Source organism: Jatrophihabitans sp. YIM 134969 (assembly GCF_054456675.1).
Genome location: NZ_JBTJEQ010000020.1, coordinates 14,079 through 39,585, shown reverse-complemented (window position 1 = coordinate 39,585; position 25,507 = coordinate 14,079). Strand labels below are relative to the sequence as shown.

The following is a 25,507-nucleotide window of genomic DNA, read 5'->3' as shown; positions in this document are numbered from 1 at the left end:
TGATCCTGACACAGCTCTGACGTGTGTGGGGCCGCACGACGTGGGAATGATCCGCGGTGCCTGAACTCCCCGAAGTCGAGACCGCCCGGTCCCTCATCGCCGACCACGCGCTCGGCCGCCGCATCGTCGACGTCGACGACACCGACACGTACGTCTGCCGGCCGCACCACCCCGGCGAGATCCGTGCGGCGCTGCTCGGCCGCCGCCTCACCGCCGCCCACCGCCGCGGCAAGACCATGTGGGTCGAGACCTCCGGTCGGCGCGGCGGCAAGGCGCCCGGACCCGACCTCGGCCTGCACCTCGGGATGGCCGGCCGCATCGTGGTCAGCGGCGGAGGCGACGACGCGGCCGAGATCTACGGCGGCGGACCGGGTCGGCGCCACAAGGTCGTCAAGCCCGAGTGGGACCGCTTCACCCTCCGCTTCGACGACGGCGGGTCGCTGCGGTTGTTCGACACCCGTCGACTGTCGCGGGTGCGCCTCGAACCCGACGTCGACGCGCTCGGCCCCGACGGTCTGGAGATCACCCTGGCCGAGTTCCGCGAACGGGTCGGCCGTGGCCGGATCGCGGTCAAGGCCCGCCTGCTCGACCAGTCGACCGTCGCCGGGATCGGCAACCTGCTGGCCGACGAACTGCTGTGGGAGGCGTACGTCTCGCCGAAGCACCCGTGTGACGAGCTCTCCCGCGACCAGCTGACGGCGTTGCACAGAGCAACGAAGCACGCCTTGAAGGAGGCGACGAAGAAGGGCGGCGTCCACACCGGCGAGTTCATCGAGTACCGCAGGGCCGGCGCCCACTGTCCCCGCTGTGGCACCGAGGTGCAGCATGCAACGGTCGGCAGCCGCTCGACGTGGTGGTGCCCCGAGGAACAGGTCTGACCCGGTGTCCTACCGCCGCCCGACCGCGCCCCGGATGCGCTCGACGATCTGGTCGAGCAGCGCGGTCGAGGTCGCGAAGTTCAGGCGGAGCCAGTCCGGGGACGCCCCGTAGTCCGGACCGGGGCTGCCGTACACCGCCGCCTCGCGCAGGAAGAAGGCAGCGGCGTCCTCACCGAGGTCGGCGCCGGTCCAGTCCAGCCACGCGAGGTAGGTCGCGTCAGGAGGGCGCAGGGTCAGGCCGGGGACACCGGCGAGGCCGTCGACCAGTCGGTCACGCTGCCGCACGAGGTGGTCGCGCAGACCGTCCAGCCAACTCCCGCCGTCGGTCCAGGCGGCCGCGGTGGCGACGACGCCCAGTGAACTCGCGACCCCGTGCAGATCAGGGGGTTCGGCATCCCACCGACGCCGGAGTTCGGCCGACCCGACGTGGACGACGGCGGTGCGTACCCCCGCGATGTTGAACGCCTTGGTGGCCGACGTGACCGTGACGGTCCGGGCGGCGACGTCCGCGCCGAGCGAGGCGAACGGGACGTGCCGCCCGGGCGCGTGCACGAGGTCGGCGTGGATCTCGTCGCTCACCACGAGCAGGTCGTGGCGGCCCGCGAGGTCGGCGACCGCCTCGAGCTCGTCGCGTCGGAACGCCCGACCGGTCGGGTTGTGCGGGTTGACCAGCAGCAGCACCCGCGCCGACGAACCGTTGCTCAGTGCAGCGTCGAGGGCGTCGAGATCGTGACGCCAGCTCGTCCCGTCGGGGACCACCCGCAACGGCACGACCCGCCGGCCCATCGACGGGACGGTGGCACGGAACGGCGGGTAGTTCGGCTCCTGCAGCACGACCCCGTCGCCCGGCGTGGTCGCGAGGTCGAGCACGATCTGCAGCGCGGAGATGACGTCGGTGACACCGCGGACGTGTGCCGGGTCGGCGCGCCAGTCGAAGCGGCTGGCCATCCGCTCGGCGAACAGCTCGGCGAGAGGGTGCACCCCGGTCCAGTCCGGGTAGCCGAGGTCGCCACGGTCGATGGTCTCGACCAGGGCGGCGCGGACGGCCGGCGCCACCGGGAAGTCCATGTCCGCCACCCAGGCGGGCAGCACGTCGGGCCCGGGGCGGCGCCACTTGACGCCCTCCTTGCGGCGCAGCCACGTCAGCGGCGGCTCGAAGGCCGGCACCGACGGCGGGGCCACGAGCAGGGCGTCGCGCAGCACCTCCAGCTGGCCGTGGTGCTGGACCAGTTCCTCGAGCACGTGCACCAGGACACCGCCGCGGTCGAGCTCACGGTCCGGCCCCTGGAAGGCGGGATCGGGGGTGGCAGCCGGCGGGGCCGCACTGTCCAGGCCGGTGAGGTCCTCGGCCAACCGGTGCCGCGCGGCACCGATCCGGTCGAGCAACCGGGCCACGGTGCCGGTCGCCTCGAACTCCGCCTCGCGGTCGCGCACGACCTCGCGGCCCGCGACGAGGCGTCCCGCCCAGTACTCGACCACGCCGAGGCAGTGGGTGACCAGCCCGTACGGGGTGTTCGCGCCGGGTAACGCCGGCCGGGCCACCGCTCGGTCGTCCCCGAGCTCCAGCAGGATCGAGCGCATGCCGGCCAGGGCGCGGTCGACGTAGAACAGGTAGTCCTCGACGGAGACCCTGACCCCGCTCCCGGCCGGCACGGTGTCGGTTCGCTCCTCGGGTTGCACCCGTCCAGACTGGCCATGACGCTCGTAACCTGTCAAGCTGGTTACATGCACGTCTTCGTCAGCGGCCGGCCGAGCCTCGACCTGCTCGGCACGCTGAAGTGGCGACGCGACGACCCCGACGAACTGCTCCACACCACAGCCGACGTCCGCGCCTGGTTCGCCGCGGCGGGTCACCCCGTGTCCGTCGCACCCTCGACCGGCGACGTCGTGCGCGTCCACGACGTGCGCGAGGCGTTGTACCGGACGGTGACCGCGGCGCGGGCGGGGTCGCGACCGGCGAGGTCGGACGTCGCCCTGGTCAACGCGGTGGCCGCCGAGCCGGGACCGGAGCTCCGGCTCACCGCGGACGGCACGGTGCGGCGTTCGGCGACCGTGGAGCAGGCTCTGGCCGACGTGGTGCGCGACGGCCTCGACCTGCTCGCGGGCGAGCAGTTGCGGCAGGTGAAAGACTGCGCGAACCCCCGCTGCACCCGGCTGTTCCTCGACACCTCACGCGGCGGGAGCCGCCGGTGGTGCGGGATGACCGAGTGCGGCAACGCCGCCAAGGTCGCGGCGTTCCGCGCCCGGCAGCGTTAGACCGAGACCGGCAACCGCTCCACGCCGCGGATCACGAACTCGGGGCGGCGGGGTGGCGGCGCGGCGAGGGCGAGGTCGGGGAAACGGCCGACCAGCGTGCGCAGGGTGGTCTGCAGCTCGATGCGGGCGAGTGGCGCGCCGACGCAGAAGTGGATGCCCGCGCCGAAGCCGATCTGGGGGTTGGGGTCACGGGTGACGTCGAGGGTGTCGGGGTCGGCGAACACCTCCGGGTCGCGGTTGGCCGCGCCCAGCAACGCCGCGATCTTCTGCCCCTTCTCGACCACCACGCCGCCGATCTCGACGTCGGACGTCGCGGTGCGTTCGAACAGCTGCAACGGCGCGTCGAAGCGGATGAGCTCCTCGACCGCGGTCGCGACGAACGCGTCGTCGTCGAGGTTCTCCCGGACGGTCGCGAGGACGTCGGGGCGCGCGAGCATCGCGGCGAACCCGTTGCCGACCACGTTGACCGTCGCCTCGTGTCCGGCGTTGAGCAGCAGCGTGCCGGTGGTGACCAGTTCGTCCATCGACAGCCGGGAGCCGTCGGCGTCGGCCTCGGCGAGCAGCGAGGACATCAGGTCGTCGCCCGGCTCGACCCGGCGCCGCTCGACCAACGCACGCAGGTGCTCGACGAACTCGGCGCTGGCCCGCTCGGCGGCGTCACGTTGCTCGGGCGTGATGCCGTACTCGTACATCTTCACGATGGCGTTGGACCACGGCCGCAGGAGGTGCCGGTCGGTGGGCGGGATGCCCAGCAGCTCGGCGATGACCCCGACCGGCAGCGGTTCGGCGTAGTGCGCGATGAGGTCGACCGGGCCGTCGGCGCCCGCCGCGGCGAGGTCACCCGCGAGGCGGCCGGCGAGCGCGTCGACCGCCGGTCGCAGCCGTTCGACGTGCCCGCGCGAGAACGCACCCGCGATGAGGCGGCGCAGGCGGGTGTGGACCGGCGGCTCGCTCTCCAGCAGCGAGTGGACGTGGATGAGCTCGAACGCCGGCATCGAGATCTCGGGGAACCGCGGCGACCACAGCCGGCCGAGCGACCGCGAGCGCAGGACGTCGCTCGACGCCCGGTGACTGAACGCCAGCCACATCCCGGTCGGCGCGTGCCACTGCACCGGCGCCTGCGCACGCAGCTCGGCGAACACCGGGTACGGGTCGGCGAGGAACTCCGGATCGGAGAAGGAGAGGTCGTCGATCCTCATGGGCCGGTGGCGCCGCCGCGGGCTCCGGCCGCCTCGAGATCGGCCGGACCGAACGCACGGGGCAGGATCTTCGACATCGGCTCCGGGCCGTCGACGGTCTCGACCAGCAGGTCGTTGCCACCGAACTCGAACAGCAGCTGCCGGCACCGGCCGCACGGCATCAGCGGCTCACCGTCGCCGCCGACACAGCTGAACGCGACCAGGCGACCTCCGCCGCTGGCGTTCAGCGCCGACACCAGCCCACACTCGGCGCACAGGCCCACGCCGTACGAGGCGTTCTCGACGTTGCACCCGACAACGATCCGGCCGTCGTCGACCAGAGCCGCCGCACCGACCGGGAAGTTCGAGTACGGCGCGTAGGCGTGGGTCATGATCTCCCGCGCCGCGGCTCGCAGCGCCGGCCAGTCGATCTCGCTCACTCCCGTTGCCCCTTCCGCCAGACGAGACCGTCGGCCTTCGGCGGCCGCAACCGCTGTGAGGCGAAGGCCAGCACCAGCAGCGTCACGAACTGCGGGGTGTAGGTGACCAGCTCCTGCGGCAGGCTGTCGGTGACCAGGTACCAGACCACCACGAGCCCGGCCAGCACGATCGTGACCACACCGGGCATGATCCGCTTGGCCCGCCAGGCCCGGAACGCGCCCGCGGCGAGGATGATCGCGACGAGCACGAGCAGGGCGTGGACGGAGATCGATCCCTGCCGCAGCTGCAGGGCGTCGGTGTAGCCGAACAGTCCGGCGCCGGCGGCGAGGCCGCCGGGGCGCCAGTTGCCGAAGATCATCGCGGCCAGGCCGATGTACCCCCGGTTGGCCGTCTGGCCCTCCCGGTAGATGTTCGCCAGCTGCACGAGGAACCCGCCGGCCATGCCCGCGAGCGCACCGGACACCAGGACCGCGATCCACTTCATCCGGTACACGTTCACACCGAGCGACTCGGCCGCGCTGGGCTTCTCGCCGCACGAACGCAGCCGCAGGCCGAACGCCGTGCGCCACAGGATGAACCAGGTCAACGGCACCATGAGGATCGCGATGATCGTGAAGACGGTCAGCTGGGTGAACAGGCCGTCGAGCAACCCGAAGACGTCGGACACGAGGAACCAGTGCTTGCGCTCGACCGTGCCGAACAGCGTGTCGGCCCCCGGCAGCTGGAGGTTCGGGAACGTCGGCACGGTCGGCGACTGGGTGGCACCGCCACCGGGCGTGTCGGCGAAGAACACCCCGGCGAGGAACCGCGCGGCGCCGAGCGCGGCCACGTTGATCGCGACACCGGACACGATGTGGTCGACGCCGATGGTGACGGTGGCGAAGGCGTGGACGATCGCGCCGATCACCCCTCCGACGATGCCGCCCACGATCGTCATCCACGCGGTGCCGGTCTCGTAGGCGAACCACGCTCCGAAGAACGTGCCGAGGATCATCATGCCCTCGAGGCCGATGTTCACGACGCCGCTGCGCTCGGCCCAGAGACCCCCGAGCCCGGCGAGCCCGATCGGGACGGCGAGGTTGATGGTGGCGCCGAGCGCACCACCGGAGGTGATGTCCTCGGCGCCGGTGAGGATGCGGGTCAACGACAGCAGCACCAACAGACCGGCGAGGACCAGCAGCAACCGGGGCGCGTTGAGACGGCGGCCGGACGACCGCCGCAGCTGCGGGTCGACCGGCGCGTTGTCGGCGGGCATCTCGCCGTCGAGCGTCTGACTCACGCCGTCGCCTCCTGTCCCGCGGCCGGGGTACTCGGACCCGACGGCGGTGGCGCCGCCGCGAGCTCGCGGCCGACCCGCTTCTGCTGCCGGGTGAGGGCGAACCGGCGCACCAGCTCGTAGGTCACGACGACCGAGAGGACCACGACACCCTGCAGGATCTGCGTGATCTCCTTCGGGATGTCGTACAGGTCGAGCACGATGTTCGACTGGTCGAGGAACGCCCACAGCAGCGAGGCGAACACGATCGCGATCGGGTTGTTGCGTCCGATCAGCGCGATGCCGATCCCGGTGAGGCCGATGCCGGCCGGGAAGTTCTGGGAGTACTGGTGGCTGTCGCCGAGCAGGTTGGGCAGCCCGATCAGGCCCGCGATGGCGCCGGACCCGACCATGGTCAGCATCACCATCTTGCGGACGTTGACGCCGCTCGCGGCGGCCGCGGACTCCGACCGGCCGGCGGCGCGGAGGTCGAAACCGAAGCGGGTGCGGCTGATGACGACCTGGTACAGCACCCCGACGAGGATCGCGATGACGATGAGTCCGTACACCTTCCGGTCCGTCCCCGGGACGAGCGAGAAGCCGACGATCTGACCGCTGCCCGGGATCGGCTTGGTGCCCAGGTTGTTGCCGGACTGCACCCCGAAGATCGACGGTCGCAGCAGGTAGGCCACCAGGCCGGTCGCGATCCCGTTGAGCATGATGGTCGAGATGACCTCGCTGACCCCGCGGTAGGCCTTGAGCAACGCGGGGATCAGCGCCCAGAGGCCGCCCACGAGCATCGCGATGAGGATCGTCACGACCTGGGCCAGACCGTTGGGCAGTGCAACGTTCCCCGCGAACACGGCGGCGACCATGACCGCGAGCCGGTACTGGCCGTCGACCCCGATGTTGAAGAGGTTCATGCGGAAGCCGATGGCCACCGCGATCGCCGCGATGTAGTACGGGATGGCCTGGTTGATGATGCCCGCGAGCGAGTCGCGGTTCTGCAGGCCGTACTGGGCCATGACCTTGAGGGCCTGACCGGGGTTGTTGCCCCGCGTCAGCAGGATCAGCGAGATCAGCAGCGCGGCCACGGCGAGGCCGATGATCGCGGCGCCGATGTTGAGGCCGCCGCGGGTGAGTCGTTCCTTCCACACCCCGCTCACGACGCCACCGCCTCGGTGGCGCCGCCCGCACCGGTCATGGCCGCGCCGAGTTCCTCGGGGGTGACGGTGGCGGGGTTGGCGTCGGCGATGAGCCGGCCCCGCAGGATGACCTTGAGGGTGTCGGACATGCCGATGAGCTCGTCGAGGTCGGCGCTGATGAGCAGGACCGCGAGCCCGGCCGCCCGCGCGTCGCGCAGGTGGTCCCAGATGGCCGCCTGGGCACCGACGTCCACGCCGCGGGTCGGGTGGGAGGCGAGCAGCACCTTCGGGTTGTTCGCCATCTCGCGGCCGACGATGAGCTTCTGCTGGTTGCCGCCCGACAACGAGCCGGCGGCGACCTCGATGCCCGGCGTGCGCACGTCGAACTGCTCGACGATGCGCCGGGTGTCACGCTTCGCGCCCCGGGCGTCGATGAGCGGGCCCCGAGCGTTGGGCTTCTCGGTCTGGTGGCCGAGGATCCGGTTCTCCCACAGCGGCGCCTCGAGCAGGATCCCCTGCCGGTGCCGGTCCTCCGGGATGTAGCCGATCCCGGCCGTGCGGCGCTCCCGGGTGCCGACCCGGCTGATGTCACGGTCACCGAGCAGCACCCGGCCCCGGTCCAGCGGCCGCAGTCCCATGATCGCGTCGACCAGTTCGGCCTGACCGTTGCCCTCGACGCCGGCGATCCCGACGATCTCGCCGGCGTGCAGGGTGAGGTCGATGTCGTCGAGCACCGGGCGGCCGCCGTCGGCCGTGAGCACGGTCAGCCCCTCCAGCCGCAGCGCGACCCGGTCGGTCACGGTCGACTCCCGCAGCTCCGGCACCGGTAGCTGGGAGCCGACCATGAGCTCGGCCAGCTGCCGCGCGGTCGTGGCCTCGGGGTCGACGGTCGTGATCGTCGTGCCGCGGCGGACCACGGTGATCTCGTCGGCGACCTGCAGGACCTCGTCGAGCTTGTGCGAGATGAACAGCACGGTGAGGCCGTCGGCCTGCATGGCGTGCAGGTTCGCGAACAGCTCCTCGACCTCCTGCGGCACGAGCACCGCGGTGGGTTCGTCGAGGATGAGGATCTTGGCGCCGCGGTAGAGCACCTTGGCGATCTCGACACGCTGCCGGGCGCCGACGCCGAGTTCCTCCACGAGGACCTCGGGTCGCAGTTCGAGGTGGTAGGCGTCGGAGATCTCGCGGATCCGACGCCGGGCGGTGCGGAAGTCCAACCGCCCGCCCTTGGTGGGCTCGTCGCCCAGCACGATGTTCTCGAGCACCGTGAGGTTGTCGGCCAGCATGAAGTGCTGGTGCACCATGCCGATGCCGACGGCGATGGCGTCCGCGGGCGAGGAGAAGCGCACCGCCCGGCCGTCGATCTCGATCGTGCCTTCGTCGGGCTTCTGCATCCCGTACAGGATGTTCATCAGCGTCGACTTGCCGGCGCCGTTCTCCCCGACGATCGCGTGCACCTCGCCACGCCGCACCGCGAGGGTGACGTCACGGTTCGCGACGACGCCCGGGTACCGCTTGGTGATGCCGTCGAGGGCGACGGCGATCGGGGCGTCCGGGTCGCGTCCGGGGGTCGGCCCGGACTTCGACAGGTTGGGGCTGGCGATGACGTACTCCCTGGTCACGGCTGGCGGGGGACGGCAGAAGAGAAGAACCCGGGGAGCACGGTAGACCGTGCTCCCCGGGTCCGGGAACCGCTAGCTCATGCGCCCCGAGATCAGGACGAGGGCGTGGTCGGAACCGTGACCGAGCCGTCGATGATCGACGCCTTGGCCTTGTCGATCGCGTCCTTGTAGGGGTCGATCTTCGGGTTCGAGGTCGCGTAGCCGACGCCGTCGTCCTTCAGGGAGAAGGTCTTGGCACCCGGGGTGAACGAACCCTTGCTGTCGTCCTCGATGAAGGTGAAGACCGCGACGTCGACGCCCTTGAGCGCCGAGGTCAGGATCCACGGCTTCTGGTCGGCCGTCGCCGTCTGGTACTGGTCGGAGTCGACGCCGATCGCGAGCTTCTTCTTCGACGCCGCCGACTCGAACAGGCCGGAGCCCGAACCGCCCGCAGCGTGGTAGACGACGTCCGCGCCGGCGTCGTACATGCCGTCAGCCGTGGTCTTGGCCTTGGCCGGGTCGTTGAAGCCGGAGAAGTCCGGCGGCTGCGACAGGTAGGTCACCTGGATCTTGATCGACGGGTCGACCGACTTGGCACCCGCCTCGTAGCCCGCCTGGAACTTCTGGATGAGCGGGGTCTGGACGCCACCGATGAAGCCGATGTTCTTGGTCGTGCTCGCGGACGCCGCCGCGACACCGACGAGGTAGGAGCTCTCGTTCTCGGTGAAGACCAGGCCCTCGACGTTGTCGGCCTTGATCGAGGAGTCGTCGACGATCGCGAACTTGGTGTCGGGGAACTGGGGGGCGACCTTGCCGAGCGCGGTCGCGTAGGCGAAGCCGACGGCGATGATCGGGTTGTAGCCGGTGGTGGCCAGCAGCTTGAGCCGGTCCTCCTTCTGGGCGTCGGTCTCGCCGTTGACGGCCGACAGCTCCTTGATCTCGACGCCGAGGTCGGCCTTGGCCTTGTCCAGGCCCGCCGCCGCGAGGTCGTTGAACGACTTGTCGCCGCGGCCGCCGACGTCGTACGCCATGCCGACCTTGAGGTCGCTGGTGGCGCCGCCGCTGCTCCCACCGGAACCGCTGGCACCGGCCCCGCCGGTGTCACCGCCGCCGCTGCTGCCGCAGGCGGTCAGCCCGAGCACCACAGCCGTCGTCGCCGCCGCGATCTTGGCTGCGGTGCGCCAGCGCCACTGCCCGTTCCCTGAACCCACTCGTCGTCTCCTCTTGAGCCTGTGATCTGTCCTGCGAGATCCGCTGCCGCCGACCCCCTGGTGGGCGGCGGACGCGTCAAGGTAGCGCCCCGGGGTGCGGCGCGGCTGCGGTCGTACCGGCCGCGCCCGGTATTCGTCACCCGATCGTTGCCTGACCGGATCCAGACAATCGAGCCCCCGGCGGGGCCGGGCTGAGGCCCCTGTGACGGATGGGACGGACCGGTCGACTCGGTCACCTCCACCCGGGCCCTCCCGCGCTCCGGCGATAAGCTCCCCCGGTGACGTCGACCGTGACCCCACCGGCGGGGAACACGCCTGCGGGGGGACTGGAGCCCACGGCCCTGCCCGCGACCCCGCCCCGCACGAAACCGGTCGGATCGGTCTACCGCGGCCGTGAGGGCATGTGGTCCTGGGTGGCCCACCGCATCACCGGCGTCCTGACCTTCTTCTTCCTCTTCACCCACGTGCTGGACATCGCGCTGGTGCGGGTCTCGCCCGACACCTTCGACCGGGTCATCGACAGCTACAAGAACCCGTTCATCAACCTGTCCGAGCTCGGGCTGGTCGGTGCCGTGCTGTTCCACGCGCTCAACGGCCTGCGGATCATCAGCATCGACTTCTGGAAGCGCGGACCGCGGGTCCAGCGCCAGTTGCTGTGGGCGGTCGTCGCGATCTGGGTCGTCGTCATGATCCCGGGGGCGTACTTCATGCTGGAACACACCGTGCAGACCCTCTTCGGGAGCACCCGGTGACGATCAACCGCGGGGGCACGTCGTGACCGCCGGCCAGAGCCTCAGCGGGGGCATGCACTCGCCGATCCCGCCGGTCATCGAGGCACCGCGGTCCTCGCCGTTGCGGCGCGGCCGCTCACGCGGCAACTTCGAGCTCTACAGCTGGGCGTTCATGCGCATCAGCGGCGTGGTGCTGGTGGTCCTCGTGCTGGGCCACCTGTTCATCATGAACATCCTCGACGGCGGCGTGCAGCGGTTGAACTTCGCGTTCGTGGCCGGACGTTGGTCCTCGCCGTTCTGGCAGGTGTGGGACCTGCTCATGCTGTGGCTCGCGCAGATCCACGGAACCAACGGACTGCGCACCGTGATCAACGACTACACGCGCAAGGACTCCACCCGGTTGTGGCTCAAGGGCGCGCTCTACGTCGCCTCCGCGTTCACGATCGCGCTCGGCACGCTCGTGATCTTCACGTTCGACCCCACCATCTCGTAAGGGGAGTCCCGTGGTCCAGACCCATTCGTACGACGTCGTGATCGTCGGTGCCGGTGGCGCCGGCATGCGCGCGGCGCTCGAGTCGTCGTCCCGGGTGCGGACAGCCGTCCTCACCAAGCTCTACCCGACGCGTTCCCACACCGGCGCGGCGCAGGGCGGCATGTGCGCCGCCCTCGCCAACGTCGAGGAGGACAACTGGGAGTGGCACACCTTCGACACCATCAAGGGCGGTGACTACCTGGTCGACCAGGACGCCGCCGAGGTGATGTGCCGCGAGGCGGTCGACGCCGTCCTCGACCTGGAGAAGATGGGCCTGCCGTTCAACCGCACGCCCGAGGGTCGCATCGACCAGCGCCGGTTCGGTGGGCACACGCGCAACCACGGCGAGGCCGCCGTGCGCCGCTCCTGCTACGCGGCCGACCGCACCGGCCACATGATCCTGCAGACGCTGTACCAGAACTGCGTGAAGTCCGGCGTCGAGTTCTACAACGAGTTCTACGTGCTGGACCTGCTCATGACGGGCGAGGGCGAGAACGCCATCACGTCGGGCGTCGTGGCGTACGAGCTCGCCACCGGCGAGATCCACGTGTTCGAGGCCAAGGCCGTCGTCTTCGCCACCGGCGGTGTCGGCAAGGTCTTCAAGACCACGACCAACGCGCACACCCTCACCGGTGACGGCATGGGCGTGGTCTACCGCAAGGGCCTGCCGCTGGAGGACATGGAGTTCTACCAGTTCCACCCCACGGGCCTGGCCGGGCTGGGCATCCTGCTGTCCGAGGCCGCGCGCGGCGAGGGCGGCATCCTGCGCAACGCGTCCGGCGAGCGGTTCATGGAGCGCTACGCCCCGACGATCAAGGACCTCGCCCCCCGCGACATCGTCGCCCGCTCGATGGCCTCGGAGGTGCGTGAGGGTCGCGGCGCCGGTCCCGACAAGGACTACGTGCTGCTCGACCTCACCCACCTGCCGCGTGAGCAGATCGACGCCAAGCTCCCCGACATCACCGAGTTCGCCCGCACCTACCTCGGGATCGAGCCCTACACCGAGCCGGTGCCGGTCTTCCCGTCGGCGCACTACGCGATGGGTGGCGTGCCGACCAACATCCGCGCCGAGGTGCTGCGCGACAACGAGCACGTCGTCCCCGGCCTCTACGCCGCAGGCGAGGTGGCGTGCGTGTCGGTGCACGGCTCGAACCGGCTGGGCACGAACTCGCTGCTCGACATCAACGTGTTCGGCCGGCGGGCCGGGATCGCCGCGGCCGAGTACGCCTCGGGCGTCTCCCACGCGGTGGTGCAGGACAACCCGTCGTCGTACGTCGAGGAGTTGGTCGCGGGTCTGCTGGCGTCGTCGGGCACCGAGCGGGTCGCGGACATCCGCCGCGACCTGCAGGAGACGATGGACCTCAACGCGCAGGTCTACCGCACCGACACCTCGCTCAAGCAGGCCGAGCAGGACATCGCCGCGCTGAAGGCGCGGTACGGCCAGATCTCGGTCGGCGACCGCGGCAAGCGCTACAACTCCGACCTGCTCGAGGCCGTCGAACTCGGCTTCCTGCTCGAGATCGCGGAGATCATGGTCGTCTCGGCCCGGGCCCGCAACGAGTCGCGCGGCGCGCACTTCCGGGAGGACTTCCCGAACCGCGACGACGTCAACTTCATGCGCCACACCATGGCGTACAAGCAGTCCGACGGTGAGATCCGTCTGGACTACAAGCCCGTGGTGATGACGCGGTACCAGCCGATGGAGCGAAAGTACTGACATGACCGCCGTTCAGGACGCCCCCGAGGCCACCACCGCCGGCCGTGGCCAGGCGGAGGCCGGTCAGCACCACCAGACACCTCCCCCGCGGACCATCCGGGTCAAGATCCGCCGCTACAACCCGGAGACCGACACCGAGCCGCACTGGGAGACCTACGAGGTCGAGGCCCAGGCCACCGACCGCGTGCTCAACCTCCTGCACAACATCAAGTGGTACGTGGACGGTTCACTCACTTTCCGCCGCTCGTGCGCCCACGGCGTGTGCGGCTCGGACGCCATGCGCATCAACGGCGTGAACCGCCTGGCGTGCAAGGTGTTGGTCAAGGACCTGCCCGACGAGATCACCATCGAGCCCATCAAGGGGCTGCCGTTGGAGAAAGACCTCGTCGTCGACATGGAGCCGTTCTTCGAGGCCTACCGCGCGATCAAGCCGTTCCTCATCACCTACGGCAACGAACCGACCCGCGAACGCCTGCAGTCGGCCGAGCAGCGGGCCCGCTTCGACGACACCACCAAGTGCATCCTGTGCGCCGCCTGCACCACCTCGTGCCCGGTGTACTGGCAGGACGGCTTCTACGCCGGCCCGGCCGCGATCGTCAACGCGCACCGCTTCATCTTCGACAGCCGCGACGAGGGCGGCGAGGAGCGGCTGGAGATCCTCAACGACAAGGAAGGCGTGTGGCGCTGCCGCACCACCTTCAACTGCACGGAAGCCTGCCCCCGCGGCATCGAGGTCACCAAGGCGATCTCCGAGGTCAAGCGCGCGCTGCTGACGCACAAGCTCTGACCACCACACCCCGCGACCGTTGCAGGATGCAGCGGTCGCGGGTGCTGTCCTTCCCCCCGGGGCCGTCGGCCTCGCCCTGAGTCGCGCGCGCGACCACCTCGACGCGCCGGGCCGACGTCGGAATGTCGGATTCGGTGGTGTTCGCCCGTTTGGCGTTCGCAGTTCCTGGGCAAAACCCGCCAGCTAGTTAAAGCTGTCGTGAAGCGGGGCATCACCTCGGCGCAGGTTCTCAAGGATTGCGCAACCTGCTGACACATTCCCCCGTGTGTGAAGCGAGCAAACGATGCCCCCCGTGTCCCGTCCTGCCCGCCGACTGGTCGCCGCGCTCCTCGCGCTGCTGTGCACCGTCGGTCTCACCGCCGCCCTCGCCCCCTCGGCCCAGGCGGCCCCGCCCAAGCCCGCCGCACCGGCGCTCGGCCTCGCCGGCCCCTACACGCCCGAATCGGTGAACGCTGCCACCGCCGCCGGCGTCTCGATCGGCCTGATCGAGATGCAGTGGAGCGTGGCCGAGCCCGCGCCCGGCGTCTACGACACCGCGTACCTCCGGGGCATCGCCGCAGCGATCGCGGCCGCCCGGGCCTCGGGCTACGCCGTCACCCTCAACACCGGCATCCAGAGCGCACCCGCCTGGCTCCTGGCCAAGCCCGGCGCGAAGTTCGTCAACCAGGACGGACAGGCCTATTCTGGTCAACTCGTGCCGAACCTCGTCTTCGGGAAGAACCTGCGCACCTACGCTCGGGCCTACCTGACCACCGTGTTCCGCACGCTGGGAACCGACTTCAACGTCGTGCGGGTCGGCGGCGGGATGTACGGCGAGCTCAGCTACCCCTACACGTTCGACGCGCAGAACCTCGTGACCAACAGCTACTGGGCCTTCGACCGCAACGCCGCCAAGTCCAACCCGGTGCCCGGGTGGAAGCCCGGCGACCCGTCGCCGCACGGCGAGGCCGCCACCTTCCTCACCTGGTACCTCAACGCGCTGGTCGACTACCAGAACTGGCAGGTGAAGGTCCTGCGCAATGCGGGATACCGCGGCAACGTCGCGGTGCTCTACCCGTCGTACGGCATGCGCCCGGGCGACTTCGACAAGGCGGTCGCGACCGACCTGTCCGGCACCAGCAGCGCCGAGATCAACGGCGAGGTCCAGCGCGGCTACGACATGGCCCGCCAGGTGGGCGCGCTCACCGACCGCAAGGCGATCGTCTACGGGACGTGGGGCGAGAACCTGGCCGTCGTCACCTACCTCGCCGGGCTGGCGCACGCGAAGGGTCTGAAGGTGATGGCCGAGAACGCCGGCCCGAACTCGCTGCCGGTCATCGTGGCCGCGCTGCAGAACGCCCAGGCGAACGGCCTGGCGGCGTTCTACCTGATCCGCGCCAGCGACCTCATGTGCGACTGCGACGGCCGCGCCACCCTCGCCCAGATCGGCGCCGCCTACCAGGAGATGCGCGGCGGTCGTTGAGCCGCACCACCGAGCGCCACCCCTCTCGATCCGTCCCACCCCGCCATCCCCCGATCCCCCGATCTCGAAAGGCAGACACGGTGTCCCTCCCCCGCAGCCGGCGAGCCCGTCGCGTCCGACTCGCCGCCGTCCTCGTCTCCGTCTCCACGGCCGTCGCCGTGGCCGTCACCCTGCTCACCGGCGCCCCGGCCGAGGCCGACACCAGCCCCGCGCCCGCGGCTGCGCCCGCGGGCGCGATCTCCTTCGTCGGCAGCGCGGCTGCCGGCGGAGCGGGGATGAAGCTCGGGCTCGCCGGCCCCTACGACGCGAACTCCATCCGGTCCGCCCAGGGCGCGGGTGTCAGCGTGGGCCTCGTCGAAGCCCAGTGGGACCTCGCCGAGCCCGCGCCCGGGGTGTTCAACGTGCCGTACCTGCTGAGCCTGCGACAGGCGGTCCAGACCGTCCGCGCGTCGGGCATCGGCGTCACGCTGAACGTCGGCCTGCACAACGCGCCCGCCTGGCTGCTCGCCCTGCCCGGCGCGCGTTACGTCGACCAGAACGGCGCGACCTACACGGGCGCCCCGGTGCCGAACCTGGTGTTCGGGACGGCCCTGCGCGCCTACGCCCAGGCCTACCTCAACACCCTGTTCGTCACGCTCGGCACGGGGGTCGACCTCGTGCGCGTCGGCGGTGGGGTCTCGGGCGAGCTGAGCTACCCCTACACGTTCGGCTCGAACGGTCTGGTCGCGAACCGGTACTGGGCCTTCGACGCCAACGCCGCGCGCACCAACCCCGTGCCCGGCTGGAAGCCGGGCGCCGCCTCCCCGTCCGGGCAGGCGTCGCGGTTCCTCACCTGGTACCTCGACGCCCTCGCGGGCTACCAGAACTGGCAGATCCAGTCACTGCGTGCGGCGGGCTACACCGGTCAGGTCGCCGTCCTGTACCCGTCGTACGGGATGCGCCCCGGCGACTTCGACAAGGCGGTCGCGAAGAACCTCGCCGGCACGAGCAGCGCCGAGATCAACGGTGAGGTGCAGCGCGGCTACGACATGGCCCGGCAGGTGAACGCCCTGACCGACAGCCGGGCGGTCGTGTACGGCACCTGGGGCGAGAACCTCGCGGTCGTGACCTACCTGGCGGGCCTCGCCCACGCCAAGGGACTCGCCGTCATGGCCGAGAACGGCGGGCCGAACCCGCCGGCGGTGATGGCCGCGGCCCTGCGCAACGCGGTGGCCAACGGTCTGCAGGCCTTCTTCCTCATCCGCGCCACGCAGATGACCTGCGCGTGCAACGGGTGGGCGCAGCTGTCCGACATCGGCCCGGTCTACCGCAGCCTGGTGCCGAGCGGTTCCTGACGTGTCAGCGGCCGCCGACCGGCTCGGGTCGGCGGCCGCGCACCTCGGGGAACGCCACGACGGCGGCGCCCAACCCCACCACGACGGCCACGACGAGCCACGACCACACCTCGGTGCGGGCCACGACCATCGCGGCGATCGCCACCACGACCACGACCGATCCGGCCACCGACCGGCGGCTCGGCGAGGGCCGCACCCGGAGGAACCGGTGCTCGCGGGGCAGGGCGACGTACACCGCGACCGACACCCAGGCCGACACGACCGCGCCGACCGCGAGGCCGGTCACCCCGCCGAGGCGGGCGCCGAGCAGCATCGCACCGACGCCGACGAGCAGCACCGGGACCATCAGCGCGACCCGGCGCCCGGCACCCGGCGACCCGGCGCGCTGGTAGCTCTGGACGAAGGTCGTCACCACGTTCGCGAGGCCCAGACCGAAACCGGCGGCCGCCGCGTACGGCAGGTAGTGCCCGATGTCGGCGAAGTCGTCGGCGAACACGTCGCGGACCAGGTCACCGGGCACGGTGACCAGCGCGAGCCAGACGAAGCCGCCCGCCACGGTGAAGGCACGCAGCGCGGCCGCCCGCTGAGCGGCGTCGTCACGGCCCCCGAGCAGGGGGAACACGGCGAGGGCGACGGCGGAGGAGATGAACAGGGCCGATTTGCCGACGGTCGAGGCCACCTGGAAGCTCGCGACCTGCGACGCGGGCGCCGAGACGGTCGCGGCGACGAGTGTGTCGAGCACCGCGACGATGCCCACGCCGACCTGCAACCCCCCGATCTGGGCGGCCGAGACCACGAGCGGCAGGGTCGACGCGAGGTGGCGGGGCGCACCGATCGCCCGGACGAAGACGGGCGCGGTCGCGAAGACCGCGCCCGAGCCGAGCAGGAAACCGAGCAGCGGCACCGCGCTGCCGGCGTCGGTCGTCACGGCGAGGCCCACACCCACCCCGAACTTGACCAGCACCTCGGCGAGGATCACCGCGGCCAGAGCGGTCGTGCGTCCGCGACCCTGCAGCACCCCCAGGCCGGTCGACCCGACGGCCAACACGAAGACCGTGCCCCCGGTCAGGGCGGCGTCGAGGCCGGACCCGAAGTCGAGGACCAGACCGGCGACGACCAGTCCGGTGACCGTGCCCAGCGCGAGGTTGGTCCAGAACGCGAACGTGACCGCGCGGCGGAACCGGGCGTCGTCACCCGTGGTCACGGCAGCGCGGGTCTCCTGCGCGACGACGTACGGAATGCCGACGCTGCCCACGACGCCGGTCATGAGGATCAGCGACTGGGCGCCGGCGAACACGGCGTACGCACTCGCCGGCACGTTGTAGCTGAGCACCAGCGTGAAGGCGTAGTTGACGACGCCCGCCACGATCGACGCGACGGCGAGCGCGGCCGCCGACGGCGCTGCCGCCGGCACCGTCGCAGGTGCCGCCGCGCCGCCCGGGACGTCGCCCGCCACCGCCGTCACCGGGTCACGCGGCGACGGAGGACACCCGGCGCCGCCGCGACAGTTGCCACCAGGCGAGGCCGAACAGGGCGTCGACCGCGAGCATCCCGCCGAGGACCAGACCGAACCGGCTCGCGGGGGCCCGCAACGCGGGGTCCGGGGTCGGGATCGGCGTGATGCAGGTGGCGAGCGTCTGCCCCGCCGGCACCGTCGGTGTCCCGACCTCCCAGACCGAGATGCTCTCGCTGGTGTGCGACGGCACGGAGAACACCTGACGCCCGTTGGCCTCGATCCAGTCGTTGAGCTCGACCGAGCTGCTGCCGTACGCGAACTTGGCGTCCTTCGGCGACACGAGGAACACGTGCACGCCCTCGGAGAGGGCCTCGGGACCGGAGGCGAAGGCGGTGATCGGTTGGGTGCGCAGGGTCGCGTACCAGTGGAACGGGTCGCCGGTGGCGTTGACCGGCACGCAGTCGGCGTAGTTCTGCTGCAGGAACGTCTCGACACGCGCGGTGGCGTCGTCGTTCTCGAAGACGAAGTACCGCCCCCACCCGACCGCGCCCAGGGCGGCCGAGAGCACCAGCGCGACCGAGACGACCACGGGCAACCGCCGACGGGCGGCGGGCGCGGTCCGCGTCTCGCCGACCTGGTCGACGGTCGAGCGGCCGCGCGTCCGGCGGTGGGCGGCCCGACGCGGCAACAGCGGCCACGCCAGGGTCATCAGCACCGCCGCCGGCACGCTGTAGACGGTCAACTGTTCGTTGGACTGGCCGACCGTGACGCTGTAGAGCAGGAACCCGTAGGACAACACGCCGAGGCCCAGCAGCTGGGCGGCTCCCTCGGACAACCCGCGGCCGCGGCCGGTGGTGAACCACCGCCACAACCCCAGCGCGAGCGAGACCCCGCCGAGGCCGAAGGTGATGTAGGCGCCGCTGTACTGCCAGAACGTGTCGGTGAAGGCCGCGGCGGGCGAGGCGCCCGGGCGGTTGAGCCCGCTCACCTGCACCAGGCCGACGAGCCGCCGGATGCTGAAGGTCTGGGTGAAGAAGAACTGCGCCCAGTCGCCGTTGAGGGCCTCCCAGATCGGGAAGGTCAGCCACACCACGCCACCGAGGAGCAGGGCCCCGAGCTGGCGCCGGAAGCCACGGCCGTCGCGCTGCAGCGCAGCGCCGATCACCGGTGACGCGACGAGGAACAGCGTCGGTTCCTTCACGAGCAGGGCGATGCCGACGAAGGCACCGACCACGGGCACGAACAGTGCCGCGGGCCGGTCGCGCAACCGCCAGCCGACGTACAGCGCGAGCAGGCTCGAGGCGACCGCCATCGGCTCGATGAGCAGCAGCCGGCCGAAGCGCAGCAGGAACGCGTTCAGGGTGACCAGCACGACCGCGCCGACCACGACCCGCCCCGCCACGACCGGGCCGCGCTCGCGCGTCCAGGCCCGGCCGAGCAGCACGGTGAGCACCACGACGGCGACGTCGAGGATCGCGTTCATGTACCGCGCGACGTGGATGGCGTCGAGCACGGGCGCACGCAGGTCGCCGAACAGCCCCAGCCACCCGCCGACCGCGATGAAGAAGATCGGCGGGTGCACGCGGACCGGCTCCACGCCGAACGAGACCGCGTCGTACAGGCCGATGTTGCGGCCGGCGAGCGCGTAGAACGTCTCGTCGATGTTGAAGTCGGGCGAACGGGTGAGGTTCACCAGGTAGACCACCGCCGAGAGCACCACCGCGACGGTGAGCGTCCAGCCGGGGTGACGGTCGACAGCGGCGAAGCCGCGCGCGAACCAGCCCCCGCCCGGCCCCTCGTGAGCGGCGTGCGTGCCGTGACCGGCGCCGGAGCGGGCCTCGTCGTCCGAGGTGACCTCGCTCTCGCGCCGGTCGTCGACGTCGTCGTCGCTCAGGGTCGACACCGCCCGCTGCGTCAGGTCGTGGACGCTCACCGTAGGACACCGGAACCCGGTGCGGAGCGGACCTGCAACAGGGGACTCACGCCACCCGCGCGACGCTCGGCGTGTGCCGGTCGTCGAGGGCGCGGCGGAAGACCTGCTCGTGGCGGGCGCCGTTGGCGTCGACCGAGAGTGCCTCGGCCCGGGCGATCGAGGCCGTCGCGAGAGCGGCCAGCAGGTCCGAGCCGTCGGCGAGGGACGTCAACGCGTTGCGGATGGCCGCGGCGTCACCCGGCGGCACGAGGATGCCGGTCGGCCCCGCGACCTCGCGGACGCCGGGGAGGTCCGACGCGACGGGCACGCAGCCCGCCGCCATCCCCTCGGCCAGCACCAGCCCGTAGGCCTCGGCACTGGTGAGGCTCGGCAGGATCACCACGTCGTGCTCGCTGTAGGCCTCCCAGAGCTGCTCGTCGGTGACCCGGCCACGGAAGCGGACGTCGGCCGCGGAACCCGCGGCCGCAGCCTCGAGCGACGCGCGCTCGGGGCCGTCACCGACGATCGTCACGGCGACGTCGGGGAGCTCGCGCACGGCGTCCAGCAGGACGCCGACACCCTTGTACGGCCGCAACTGACCCACGAACAGGACCCGGAGGGCGGCCTCACGCTCCTCCTCGCGGGGAAGGATCTTGCCGGCGGTGTCGACACCCCACGGGATGACCTCGACCGGGGCGGGCAGGTGGCGGAACTTGTCCGCGTAGGCCTGCGAGCTCACGAGGACGACGTCGGCGACCCGGGCGAACAGCGGCGTGAGGCGGTTGTAGACCGCGGTGACCGGGGCGACCCGCTCGACGACGACGTCGCTGTGGTGGGTGTAGACGACGGTGGGCCGCTCCGCACGGCGCACCGTGCGCACCAGCAGCAGGAACACCTCGCTCATGGACGGCACCGGGCCGTGCACGTTCACGACGTCGTACTCGCCGAGGGTGCGGCGGAACTTGGGCCACGACGCGATGAACGCCGAGAGCCGGATCTCCCCGCGGATGTAGGCCGGGAAGTCGGCGCGGCTCACCACGTCGACCTCGTGGCCGAGACCGGTGAGGGTCCGCTCGAGGTTGCGCACGCAGGTCGAGATGCCGCTGACCACGGGCGGGGCCTCGGACGTGAAGATGAGCACGCGCAGGGGCGCCCCGCCGGCGTGGCCGGACAGCGCCTCGCTGGCGATGTGGGCACGGGTGTGCGGTGCGCTGCCGGTCCAGAGTGCACGCAGCTGGCGCAGGTAACGCCGGGCCTCAGCGATGTCGGACTTGCTGTCGCCCGAGCCGCGTTCGGCGAACTCGAACGGCACGTCGGCCGCGCGGGTCCAGCGTCCGCGGGCGAGGACCTCGAGCAGGATCTTGAAACCGTCGGGCTTGAGCTCGACGCCCGCGACGACCTGACGCCGGAAGGCGAAGAAGCCCGACAGCGGGTCGGACGTGCCGCGCGAGCGCGGGACGGCGAGGTAGGCGAGCTTCTGGCAGCCCCAGGAGGCCACGCGGCGGTAGGTGTTCGACAGGCCGCTCGAGGAACCGTCCTCGACGTGCCGGCTCGCGACCACCAGGTCGACGGCCGGGTCGGAGAACCGCTCGACGAGACGCGGCACGGTCTCCGGCGGGTGCTGCAGGTCGCCGTCCATGACCACGACGACGTCAGCGCCGGAGTGGGCGACACCGCGCATCACGGCCCCGCCGAGGCCGCCGGTGCGGTCGGCCCCCTCGCGGTGGATCACCTCGACGCGGGCGTCGAGAGCCGCGATGCCAGCGAGCACCTCGGGGGTGTCGTCGTCGGAGTCGTCGACGAACACCAGCTTCCAGCCGTCCACGGCCATGGCGGCGTCGAGTCGGGCGTGCAGGGCGCGTACGTTCCCCGACTCGTTGCGGGTCGGGACCACGATCGCGAAAGGTGCGGTGGTCTGGTTTCCGGCGCTCGGTGGGCGCGCGAGATCGACGTGCTCGGTCAAAGTGGTTCCCCCCGGAGAATTCAAAGCAAGAAGTTCGTCCGGAGAGACAGCGTTGTGGCCCGTCCGAACGTTACGAAAGTCTATCGAGTCACGTGTTTCTCTTCCGTGAACGTCAGGTGTGCGCTAGGTGCCGACCTGCCGTACTGCCCGTGGACCGGCGCCCAGGATGCAGTTGTGACCTCAACGACCCTGCAGGATCCGGACCAGATCCTCACCGGTCCGCGCCCACGACGCGCCGTCGGCGAGCGCGTGGCCGCGGGCCACCAGCCCCTCGCGGACACCGGGCTCACCGAGGCGTCGCACGGCGGCGGCCCACTCGTCCGGACGCTCGGCGGGAACGAAGAGCGCGGCGTCGCGGCCGACCTCCCGGAAGACCGGGATGTCGCTCGCCACCACCGGCGTCCCGGCGGCCATGGCCTCCAGCAGCGGCAACCCGACGCCCTCGATGAGCGAGGGGTAGAGGAACGCGGTCGCTCCGGCGTAGAGCCCGGCAAGTTCGTCGTCGCTGACGAACGGCAGGTGCACGACCCGGTCGCCGACGCCGAGGCGCTCGACCAGGTCCGGCACCGGATCGTCGAACCGGGCGTCGACGGAGCCCACCAGGACCAGGTGTTCCTCGGGTCCGAGGCGGGCGAGGGTCTCGACCAGCACCCGGACGTTCTTGTGCGGCCGCCGCGCTCCGACGTGCAGGAAGTAACGCTCGGGCAGTGGCCGACCGTCGACGGTGGGCCGCGCGCCGGTGTCGGTGCGGAAGGTGTCCTCGATGCCCCAGGTGAGCACACGGCCGGGGGGCACGGTGACGTGGTGGTACCGCTCGACGTCGCGGGCCGAGGCGTGGCTGGGGGTGATGACACGGGTACGCCGGACCACCGCCGAGGTCAGCAACCGGTAGAGCGCTCGGGTGCGGGCGTCCGGCGCGAAGCGCGGATCGCTCTCGAGGATGCAGTCGTGCACGATCGCGTAACGCGTCGCGCGACCGGAGAGCGCGGCGCCGAGGTTGTACGGGAACAGGGCGACGTCGGCCCGGGCGCGGCGCAGGGCCGCGGGCCACGCGAGGTACTGCGCCGGCGAGGACAGCGAGGGCGCGAAGTGCACGACCTCGGCGCCGAGGCCGGTGGTCAGGGCCGGCACGTCGAAACGGGTCGAGATCTGTCCGGGCCGCAACGCGACGACCAGGTCGACGTCGGCCGCTCGCGCGAGTTCCGGCAACAGGGCGGAGGTGATCCGGCCGATGCCGTGGTACCGGTCGTCGAGGACCCGGCCGTCGACGAGCAGACGCACGGGCGTCAGCTGGCCGACGCGGTCGGAGCCGCGCCGCCCGGCTCGGAGGGCGCGAGGTGCGGCTGCAGCGCGGCCCAGATCAGGTCGGCCACCTTGTGGTGGCCGGTCTCACTGAAGTGGGCGTGGTCGACGAGGAAGTCGTCCCAGCGCAGCAGCACCGGGCGGGGGTCGACGAACACCGCGTCCGGGTACCGCGTCAGCACCCGTTGGGTCGCCGCCTCGTACTCGTGACCGCTCGCGGTGGACCGCGGCCAGAGCCGTTCGTCGGGGGTGTGCAGGCCGACGACGACCACGAAGACGCCCGCTTCCGTGAGCGTGCGCACGACGGTCTCGAACTCGGGCTCGAACCGGTCGGGGGTGACGCGTCGGTAGCCGCCGGTCAGCCGCACGCCGATGTGCTTGAGGACGAGTTTGGCGAGGCCGGTCGCCTGCTGACGCAGCTCGCCGATCTTGGTGGCGGCACGCCCGCGTGGCTTGGGTTCGAGGCCCTCGACCCCGCGCCAGCTCTTCGGCGCGAACCGGGCGAGGAGGTTCTCGACCGCCTCACCGGCGTGCACCAGGCCGTCGCTGCCGCCGAGGTTGACCAGGGCGAGGTCCGGCTCGAACCGTTGCACGCGGTCGAGCATCCGCACGGCGTCGAGGACGGTGAACGTGCTGCGCGCGTAGGACATCACGCGGTCGGCGTCGAGCCGCCCGGCGATCTCGTCGACGTAGGAGCGGCCACCGGTGCCGTATCCGGCGATGACGCTGTCGCCGAGGGCCACCACCCGGGGTCGGGCGGGCACGCGGCGCACCGCGTCACTCGTGGGACCTTGCACCGCACCTCTCCCCTGGGTCGAACGGGGGACCCCGGTCGACCGAGCCCGACAGCACATCGGAGCGCCCGGGCATCACCGCGTCGTGATGTGGCGCAGCTCGTGTCACGTTCAGTTTAAGCGAGTCCGAGGTGGTCCGGAGCGCCGGTACCGTTCTCGGGACACATCTTCCACCACCAAGAATCGGGGAACCGTCGTGACCTCCCACTCGAAGTGGAGCCGCCGCGACTTCGGCCGACGCGGCGCCCTCGCCGCCGCCGGAGTCGCTGCTGCCGCGGCGGTCGGCACCGACCCGTTCGGCGGTGGGGTGGCGGAGGCCGCCGTCGCTCCGACGGTCTCGGCCACCAACACGGCCCTCGACGGCCTGTCCGGCTGGGACGTCCCGAAGGACTGGGGCGGCTACTGGCGAGCCAAGCTGCAGGCCGCGAAGGCGGGCAACGGCACCGCGGTGTGCGCCCTCGCGGGCGACTCCGTGGGCTTCGGCTACTGGTCGTCGAACCTGTTCGCGACGTCGTGGTTCGAGCAGTTGCGGACCAAGCTCACGGCTGTCGGCGGCAACGGTGGCAGCGGGTTCCAGAGCCAGGCCCACACGCCGTCGGTGATCTACAACCCGAACTCCGGTGTGCCGGCGTACTACCGCTCGGTGCCCGGCAACGTCTGGAGCGAGTCGGCGGGGTGGACACCCCAGGTGCCGCCGTACATCTACGGCCCAGGCGGCGGCGCGCTCATGGCCAAGACCAACGGGGCCACCGTCTCCAACTACGTCGTCGGCAGCAAGCTCGGCGTCTGGTACTACGACGGCGGCGCGAACTTCACCGTCACCATCGACGGCGTGAAGGTCGGCACGGTCAAGGTCGGCACGTCGTACGGGCCCGCCCACGTCGTGTTCGACGTCCCGAACGGCAAGGTCGACGTCCACTCCTGGACGATCACCGGCAACTACAACGCGACCACCGGCCGGGGAACGTCGGTGATCGGTGTCGAGGGCCTCAGTGCGACCGGCGTCCGGCTCGACAACTTCTCGTTCCCGGGCCTGTTCTCGCGGGCGTACGCCAACCAGGACGACGCCCGCAGCGGCACCTACGCGGGCGGGTGGCGCAACCCGGCCGACCTGGTGATCTACGAGCTCGGTGGCAACGACCTGTCCGGTCAGGACCCGAGCTACCCCGACGGCACCCCGCCCGACGTCTGGGCCGCGAACGTGCAGACCTACCTCGACGGCGTGATGAGCAACACCTACGGGGGCGACGCCACCGGCCAGACCGACGTCGTGCTGCTGTTCACGGTGGCGAACTTCGGTGGCGACCTCCACCGGCTCTACTCGGCCTACAAGAGCCGCGCCCTGGGCATCGCGCAGACCTACGGCGCCGCCCTGCTCGACCTCAACGCCATGTTCCACGGCAGCTGGAACGCCTGGTACAAGGCCGGTTACGCGGGCAACCAGAGCGACCCCACCAGGTCCGGCACCGACCTCAACCACCCGAGCGACGCCGGGGCGACCTTCATCGCGAACCAGTTGGCCGCGCTGGTCGTCTCGACGTCCTGACCGGCC

General features: G+C 71.3%; 21 protein-coding genes. 9 read left to right on the top strand and 12 right to left on the bottom strand.

All coding sequences use genetic code 11. The features are described from left to right. Positions 1 to 56 precede the first annotated feature (56 nt). Entirely contained in the window at positions 57 to 878 is an 822-nt protein-coding gene (locus ACXR2U_RS12375) for an Fpg/Nei family DNA glycosylase (RefSeq protein WP_458825336.1), read from the top strand. A gap of 9 nt (positions 879 to 887) precedes the next feature. Here the strand turns inward: ACXR2U_RS12375 and ACXR2U_RS12370 are convergent, their stop codons facing one another. Continuing rightward, positions 888 to 2,531, bottom strand: a complete 1,644-nt coding sequence (locus ACXR2U_RS12370) for an aminotransferase class I/II-fold pyridoxal phosphate-dependent enzyme (protein ID WP_458825335.1) — start codon at positions 2,529 to 2,531, stop codon at positions 888 to 890. Between the two features lie 72 nt (positions 2,532 to 2,603). Between ACXR2U_RS12370 and ACXR2U_RS12365 the strand changes: the two genes are divergently transcribed. Next, complete coding sequence (locus tag ACXR2U_RS12365) at positions 2,604 to 3,134, top strand: CGNR zinc finger domain-containing protein (RefSeq protein ID WP_458825334.1); 531 nt, start codon at positions 2,604 to 2,606, stop codon at positions 3,132 to 3,134. Here the strand turns inward: ACXR2U_RS12365 and ACXR2U_RS12360 are convergent. The 6 genes from ACXR2U_RS12360 to ACXR2U_RS12335 form a co-directional block, all read right to left on the bottom strand. Next, complete coding sequence (locus tag ACXR2U_RS12360) at positions 3,131 to 4,333, bottom strand: cytochrome P450 (RefSeq protein ID WP_458825333.1); 1,203 nt, start codon at positions 4,331 to 4,333, stop codon at positions 3,131 to 3,133. The genes ACXR2U_RS12365 and ACXR2U_RS12360 overlap by 4 nt on opposite strands. Then, a complete protein-coding gene (locus ACXR2U_RS12355; RefSeq protein WP_458825332.1) occupies positions 4,330 to 4,752 on the bottom strand; it encodes a cytidine deaminase in 423 nt (140 codons plus the stop codon). The genes ACXR2U_RS12360 and ACXR2U_RS12355 overlap by 4 nt, the downstream gene beginning before the upstream one ends. Continuing rightward, positions 4,749 to 6,008, bottom strand: a complete 1,260-nt coding sequence (locus ACXR2U_RS12350) for an ABC transporter permease (protein WP_458825388.1) — start codon at positions 6,006 to 6,008, stop codon at positions 4,749 to 4,751. Before ACXR2U_RS12350 ends, ACXR2U_RS12355 begins: the two co-directional genes overlap by 4 nt. A gap of 20 nt (positions 6,009 to 6,028) precedes the next feature. Further along, the gene (locus ACXR2U_RS12345; protein ID WP_458825331.1) at positions 6,029 to 7,174 is read right to left on the bottom strand and encodes an ABC transporter permease; all 1,146 of its coding nucleotides are present in this window, start codon (positions 7,172 to 7,174) and stop codon (positions 6,029 to 6,031) included. Next, positions 7,171 to 8,742: an ABC transporter ATP-binding protein gene (locus tag ACXR2U_RS12340; RefSeq protein WP_458825387.1), complete on the bottom strand. Its 1,572-nt coding sequence runs from the start codon at positions 8,740 to 8,742 to the stop codon at positions 7,171 to 7,173. Before ACXR2U_RS12340 ends, ACXR2U_RS12345 begins: the two co-directional genes overlap by 4 nt. Before the next feature lie 125 nt (positions 8,743 to 8,867). Beyond that, positions 8,868 to 9,965, bottom strand: coding sequence for a BMP family lipoprotein (locus ACXR2U_RS12335; RefSeq protein ID WP_458825330.1), 1,098 nt, complete (start codon positions 9,963 to 9,965; stop codon positions 8,868 to 8,870). Between the two features lie 326 nt (positions 9,966 to 10,291). Between ACXR2U_RS12335 and sdhC the strand changes: the two genes are divergently transcribed. The 6 genes from sdhC (at position 10,292) to ACXR2U_RS12305 (ending at position 16,528) form a co-directional block, all read left to right on the top strand. Next, positions 10,292 to 10,717: a succinate dehydrogenase, cytochrome b556 subunit gene (gene sdhC, locus ACXR2U_RS12330; protein WP_458825386.1), complete on the top strand. Its 426-nt coding sequence runs from the start codon at positions 10,292 to 10,294 to the stop codon at positions 10,715 to 10,717. Positions 10,718 to 10,769: 52 nt separating this feature from the next. Continuing rightward, the gene (locus ACXR2U_RS12325; RefSeq protein WP_458825329.1) at positions 10,770 to 11,189 is read left to right on the top strand and encodes a succinate dehydrogenase hydrophobic membrane anchor subunit; all 420 of its coding nucleotides are present in this window, start codon (positions 10,770 to 10,772) and stop codon (positions 11,187 to 11,189) included. A 64-nt stretch (positions 11,190 to 11,253) separates the two neighbouring features. Continuing rightward, the gene (gene sdhA / locus ACXR2U_RS12320; RefSeq protein WP_458825385.1) at positions 11,254 to 12,945 is read left to right on the top strand and encodes a succinate dehydrogenase flavoprotein subunit; all 1,692 of its coding nucleotides are present in this window, start codon (positions 11,254 to 11,256) and stop codon (positions 12,943 to 12,945) included. 1 nt (position 12,946) lies between these two features. Then, positions 12,947 to 13,732, top strand: a complete 786-nt coding sequence (locus ACXR2U_RS12315) for a succinate dehydrogenase iron-sulfur subunit (protein ID WP_458825328.1) — start codon at positions 12,947 to 12,949, stop codon at positions 13,730 to 13,732. A 292-nt stretch (positions 13,733 to 14,024) separates the two neighbouring features. Continuing rightward, positions 14,025 to 15,194: a beta-galactosidase gene (locus ACXR2U_RS12310; RefSeq protein ID WP_458825327.1), complete on the top strand. Its 1,170-nt coding sequence runs from the start codon at positions 14,025 to 14,027 to the stop codon at positions 15,192 to 15,194. A gap of 80 nt (positions 15,195 to 15,274) precedes the next feature. Beyond that, the gene (locus tag ACXR2U_RS12305; protein WP_458825325.1) at positions 15,275 to 16,528 is read left to right on the top strand and encodes a hypothetical protein; all 1,254 of its coding nucleotides are present in this window, start codon (positions 15,275 to 15,277) and stop codon (positions 16,526 to 16,528) included. A gap of 4 nt (positions 16,529 to 16,532) precedes the next feature. Here the strand turns inward: ACXR2U_RS12305 and ACXR2U_RS12300 are convergent, their stop codons facing one another. The 5 genes from ACXR2U_RS12300 to ACXR2U_RS12280 all read right to left on the bottom strand — a co-directional run bounded on the left by ACXR2U_RS12300 (position 16,533) and on the right by ACXR2U_RS12280 (position 23,925). After that, positions 16,533 to 17,993: an MATE family efflux transporter gene (locus tag ACXR2U_RS12300; RefSeq protein ID WP_458825323.1), complete on the bottom strand. Its 1,461-nt coding sequence runs from the start codon at positions 17,991 to 17,993 to the stop codon at positions 16,533 to 16,535. Positions 17,994 to 17,997: 4 nt separating this feature from the next. Further along, positions 17,998 to 19,917 (bottom strand): ArnT family glycosyltransferase, encoded by a 1,920-nt coding sequence (locus tag ACXR2U_RS12295; protein ID WP_458825322.1) that lies wholly within the window; start codon positions 19,915 to 19,917, stop codon positions 17,998 to 18,000. Between the two features lie 46 nt (positions 19,918 to 19,963). Further along, positions 19,964 to 21,790: a glycosyltransferase gene (locus tag ACXR2U_RS12290; protein ID WP_458825321.1), complete on the bottom strand. Its 1,827-nt coding sequence runs from the start codon at positions 21,788 to 21,790 to the stop codon at positions 19,964 to 19,966. A gap of 249 nt (positions 21,791 to 22,039) precedes the next feature. Continuing rightward, positions 22,040 to 23,140, bottom strand: coding sequence for a glycosyltransferase family 4 protein (locus ACXR2U_RS12285; RefSeq protein ID WP_458825320.1), 1,101 nt, complete (start codon positions 23,138 to 23,140; stop codon positions 22,040 to 22,042). A 5-nt stretch (positions 23,141 to 23,145) separates the two neighbouring features. Beyond that, the gene (locus tag ACXR2U_RS12280; protein ID WP_458825319.1) at positions 23,146 to 23,925 is read right to left on the bottom strand and encodes an SGNH/GDSL hydrolase family protein; all 780 of its coding nucleotides are present in this window, start codon (positions 23,923 to 23,925) and stop codon (positions 23,146 to 23,148) included. 226 nt (positions 23,926 to 24,151) lie between these two features. On the opposite strand from ACXR2U_RS12280, the gene ACXR2U_RS12275 reads away from it, so the two are divergent. After that, entirely contained in the window at positions 24,152 to 25,501 is a 1,350-nt protein-coding gene (locus ACXR2U_RS12275) for an SGNH/GDSL hydrolase family protein (RefSeq protein ID WP_458825318.1), read from the top strand. The last annotated feature ends 6 nt before the right edge of the window (positions 25,502 to 25,507 follow it).

What these genes read in the sequence shown, in the direction of transcription:
- ACXR2U_RS12365 (WP_458825334.1), top strand. Translation starts at nt 2,604, where the DNA reads ATGCACGTCTTCGTCAGCGGCCGGCCGAGCCTCGACCTGCTCGGCACG.
- ACXR2U_RS12360 (WP_458825333.1), bottom strand. Translation starts at nt 4,333, where the DNA reads ATGAGGATCGACGACCTCTCCTTCTCCGATCCGGAGTTCCTCGCCGAC.
- ACXR2U_RS12350 (WP_458825388.1), bottom strand. Translation starts at nt 6,008, where the DNA reads ATGCCCGCCGACAACGCGCCGGTCGACCCGCAGCTGCGGCGGTCGTCC.
- ACXR2U_RS12325 (WP_458825329.1), top strand. Translation starts at nt 10,770, where the DNA reads ATGCACTCGCCGATCCCGCCGGTCATCGAGGCACCGCGGTCCTCGCCG.
- sdhA (WP_458825385.1), top strand. Translation starts at nt 11,254, where the DNA reads ATGCGCGCGGCGCTCGAGTCGTCGTCCCGGGTGCGGACAGCCGTCCTC.
- ACXR2U_RS12315 (WP_458825328.1), top strand. Translation starts at nt 12,947, where the DNA reads ATGACCGCCGTTCAGGACGCCCCCGAGGCCACCACCGCCGGCCGTGGC.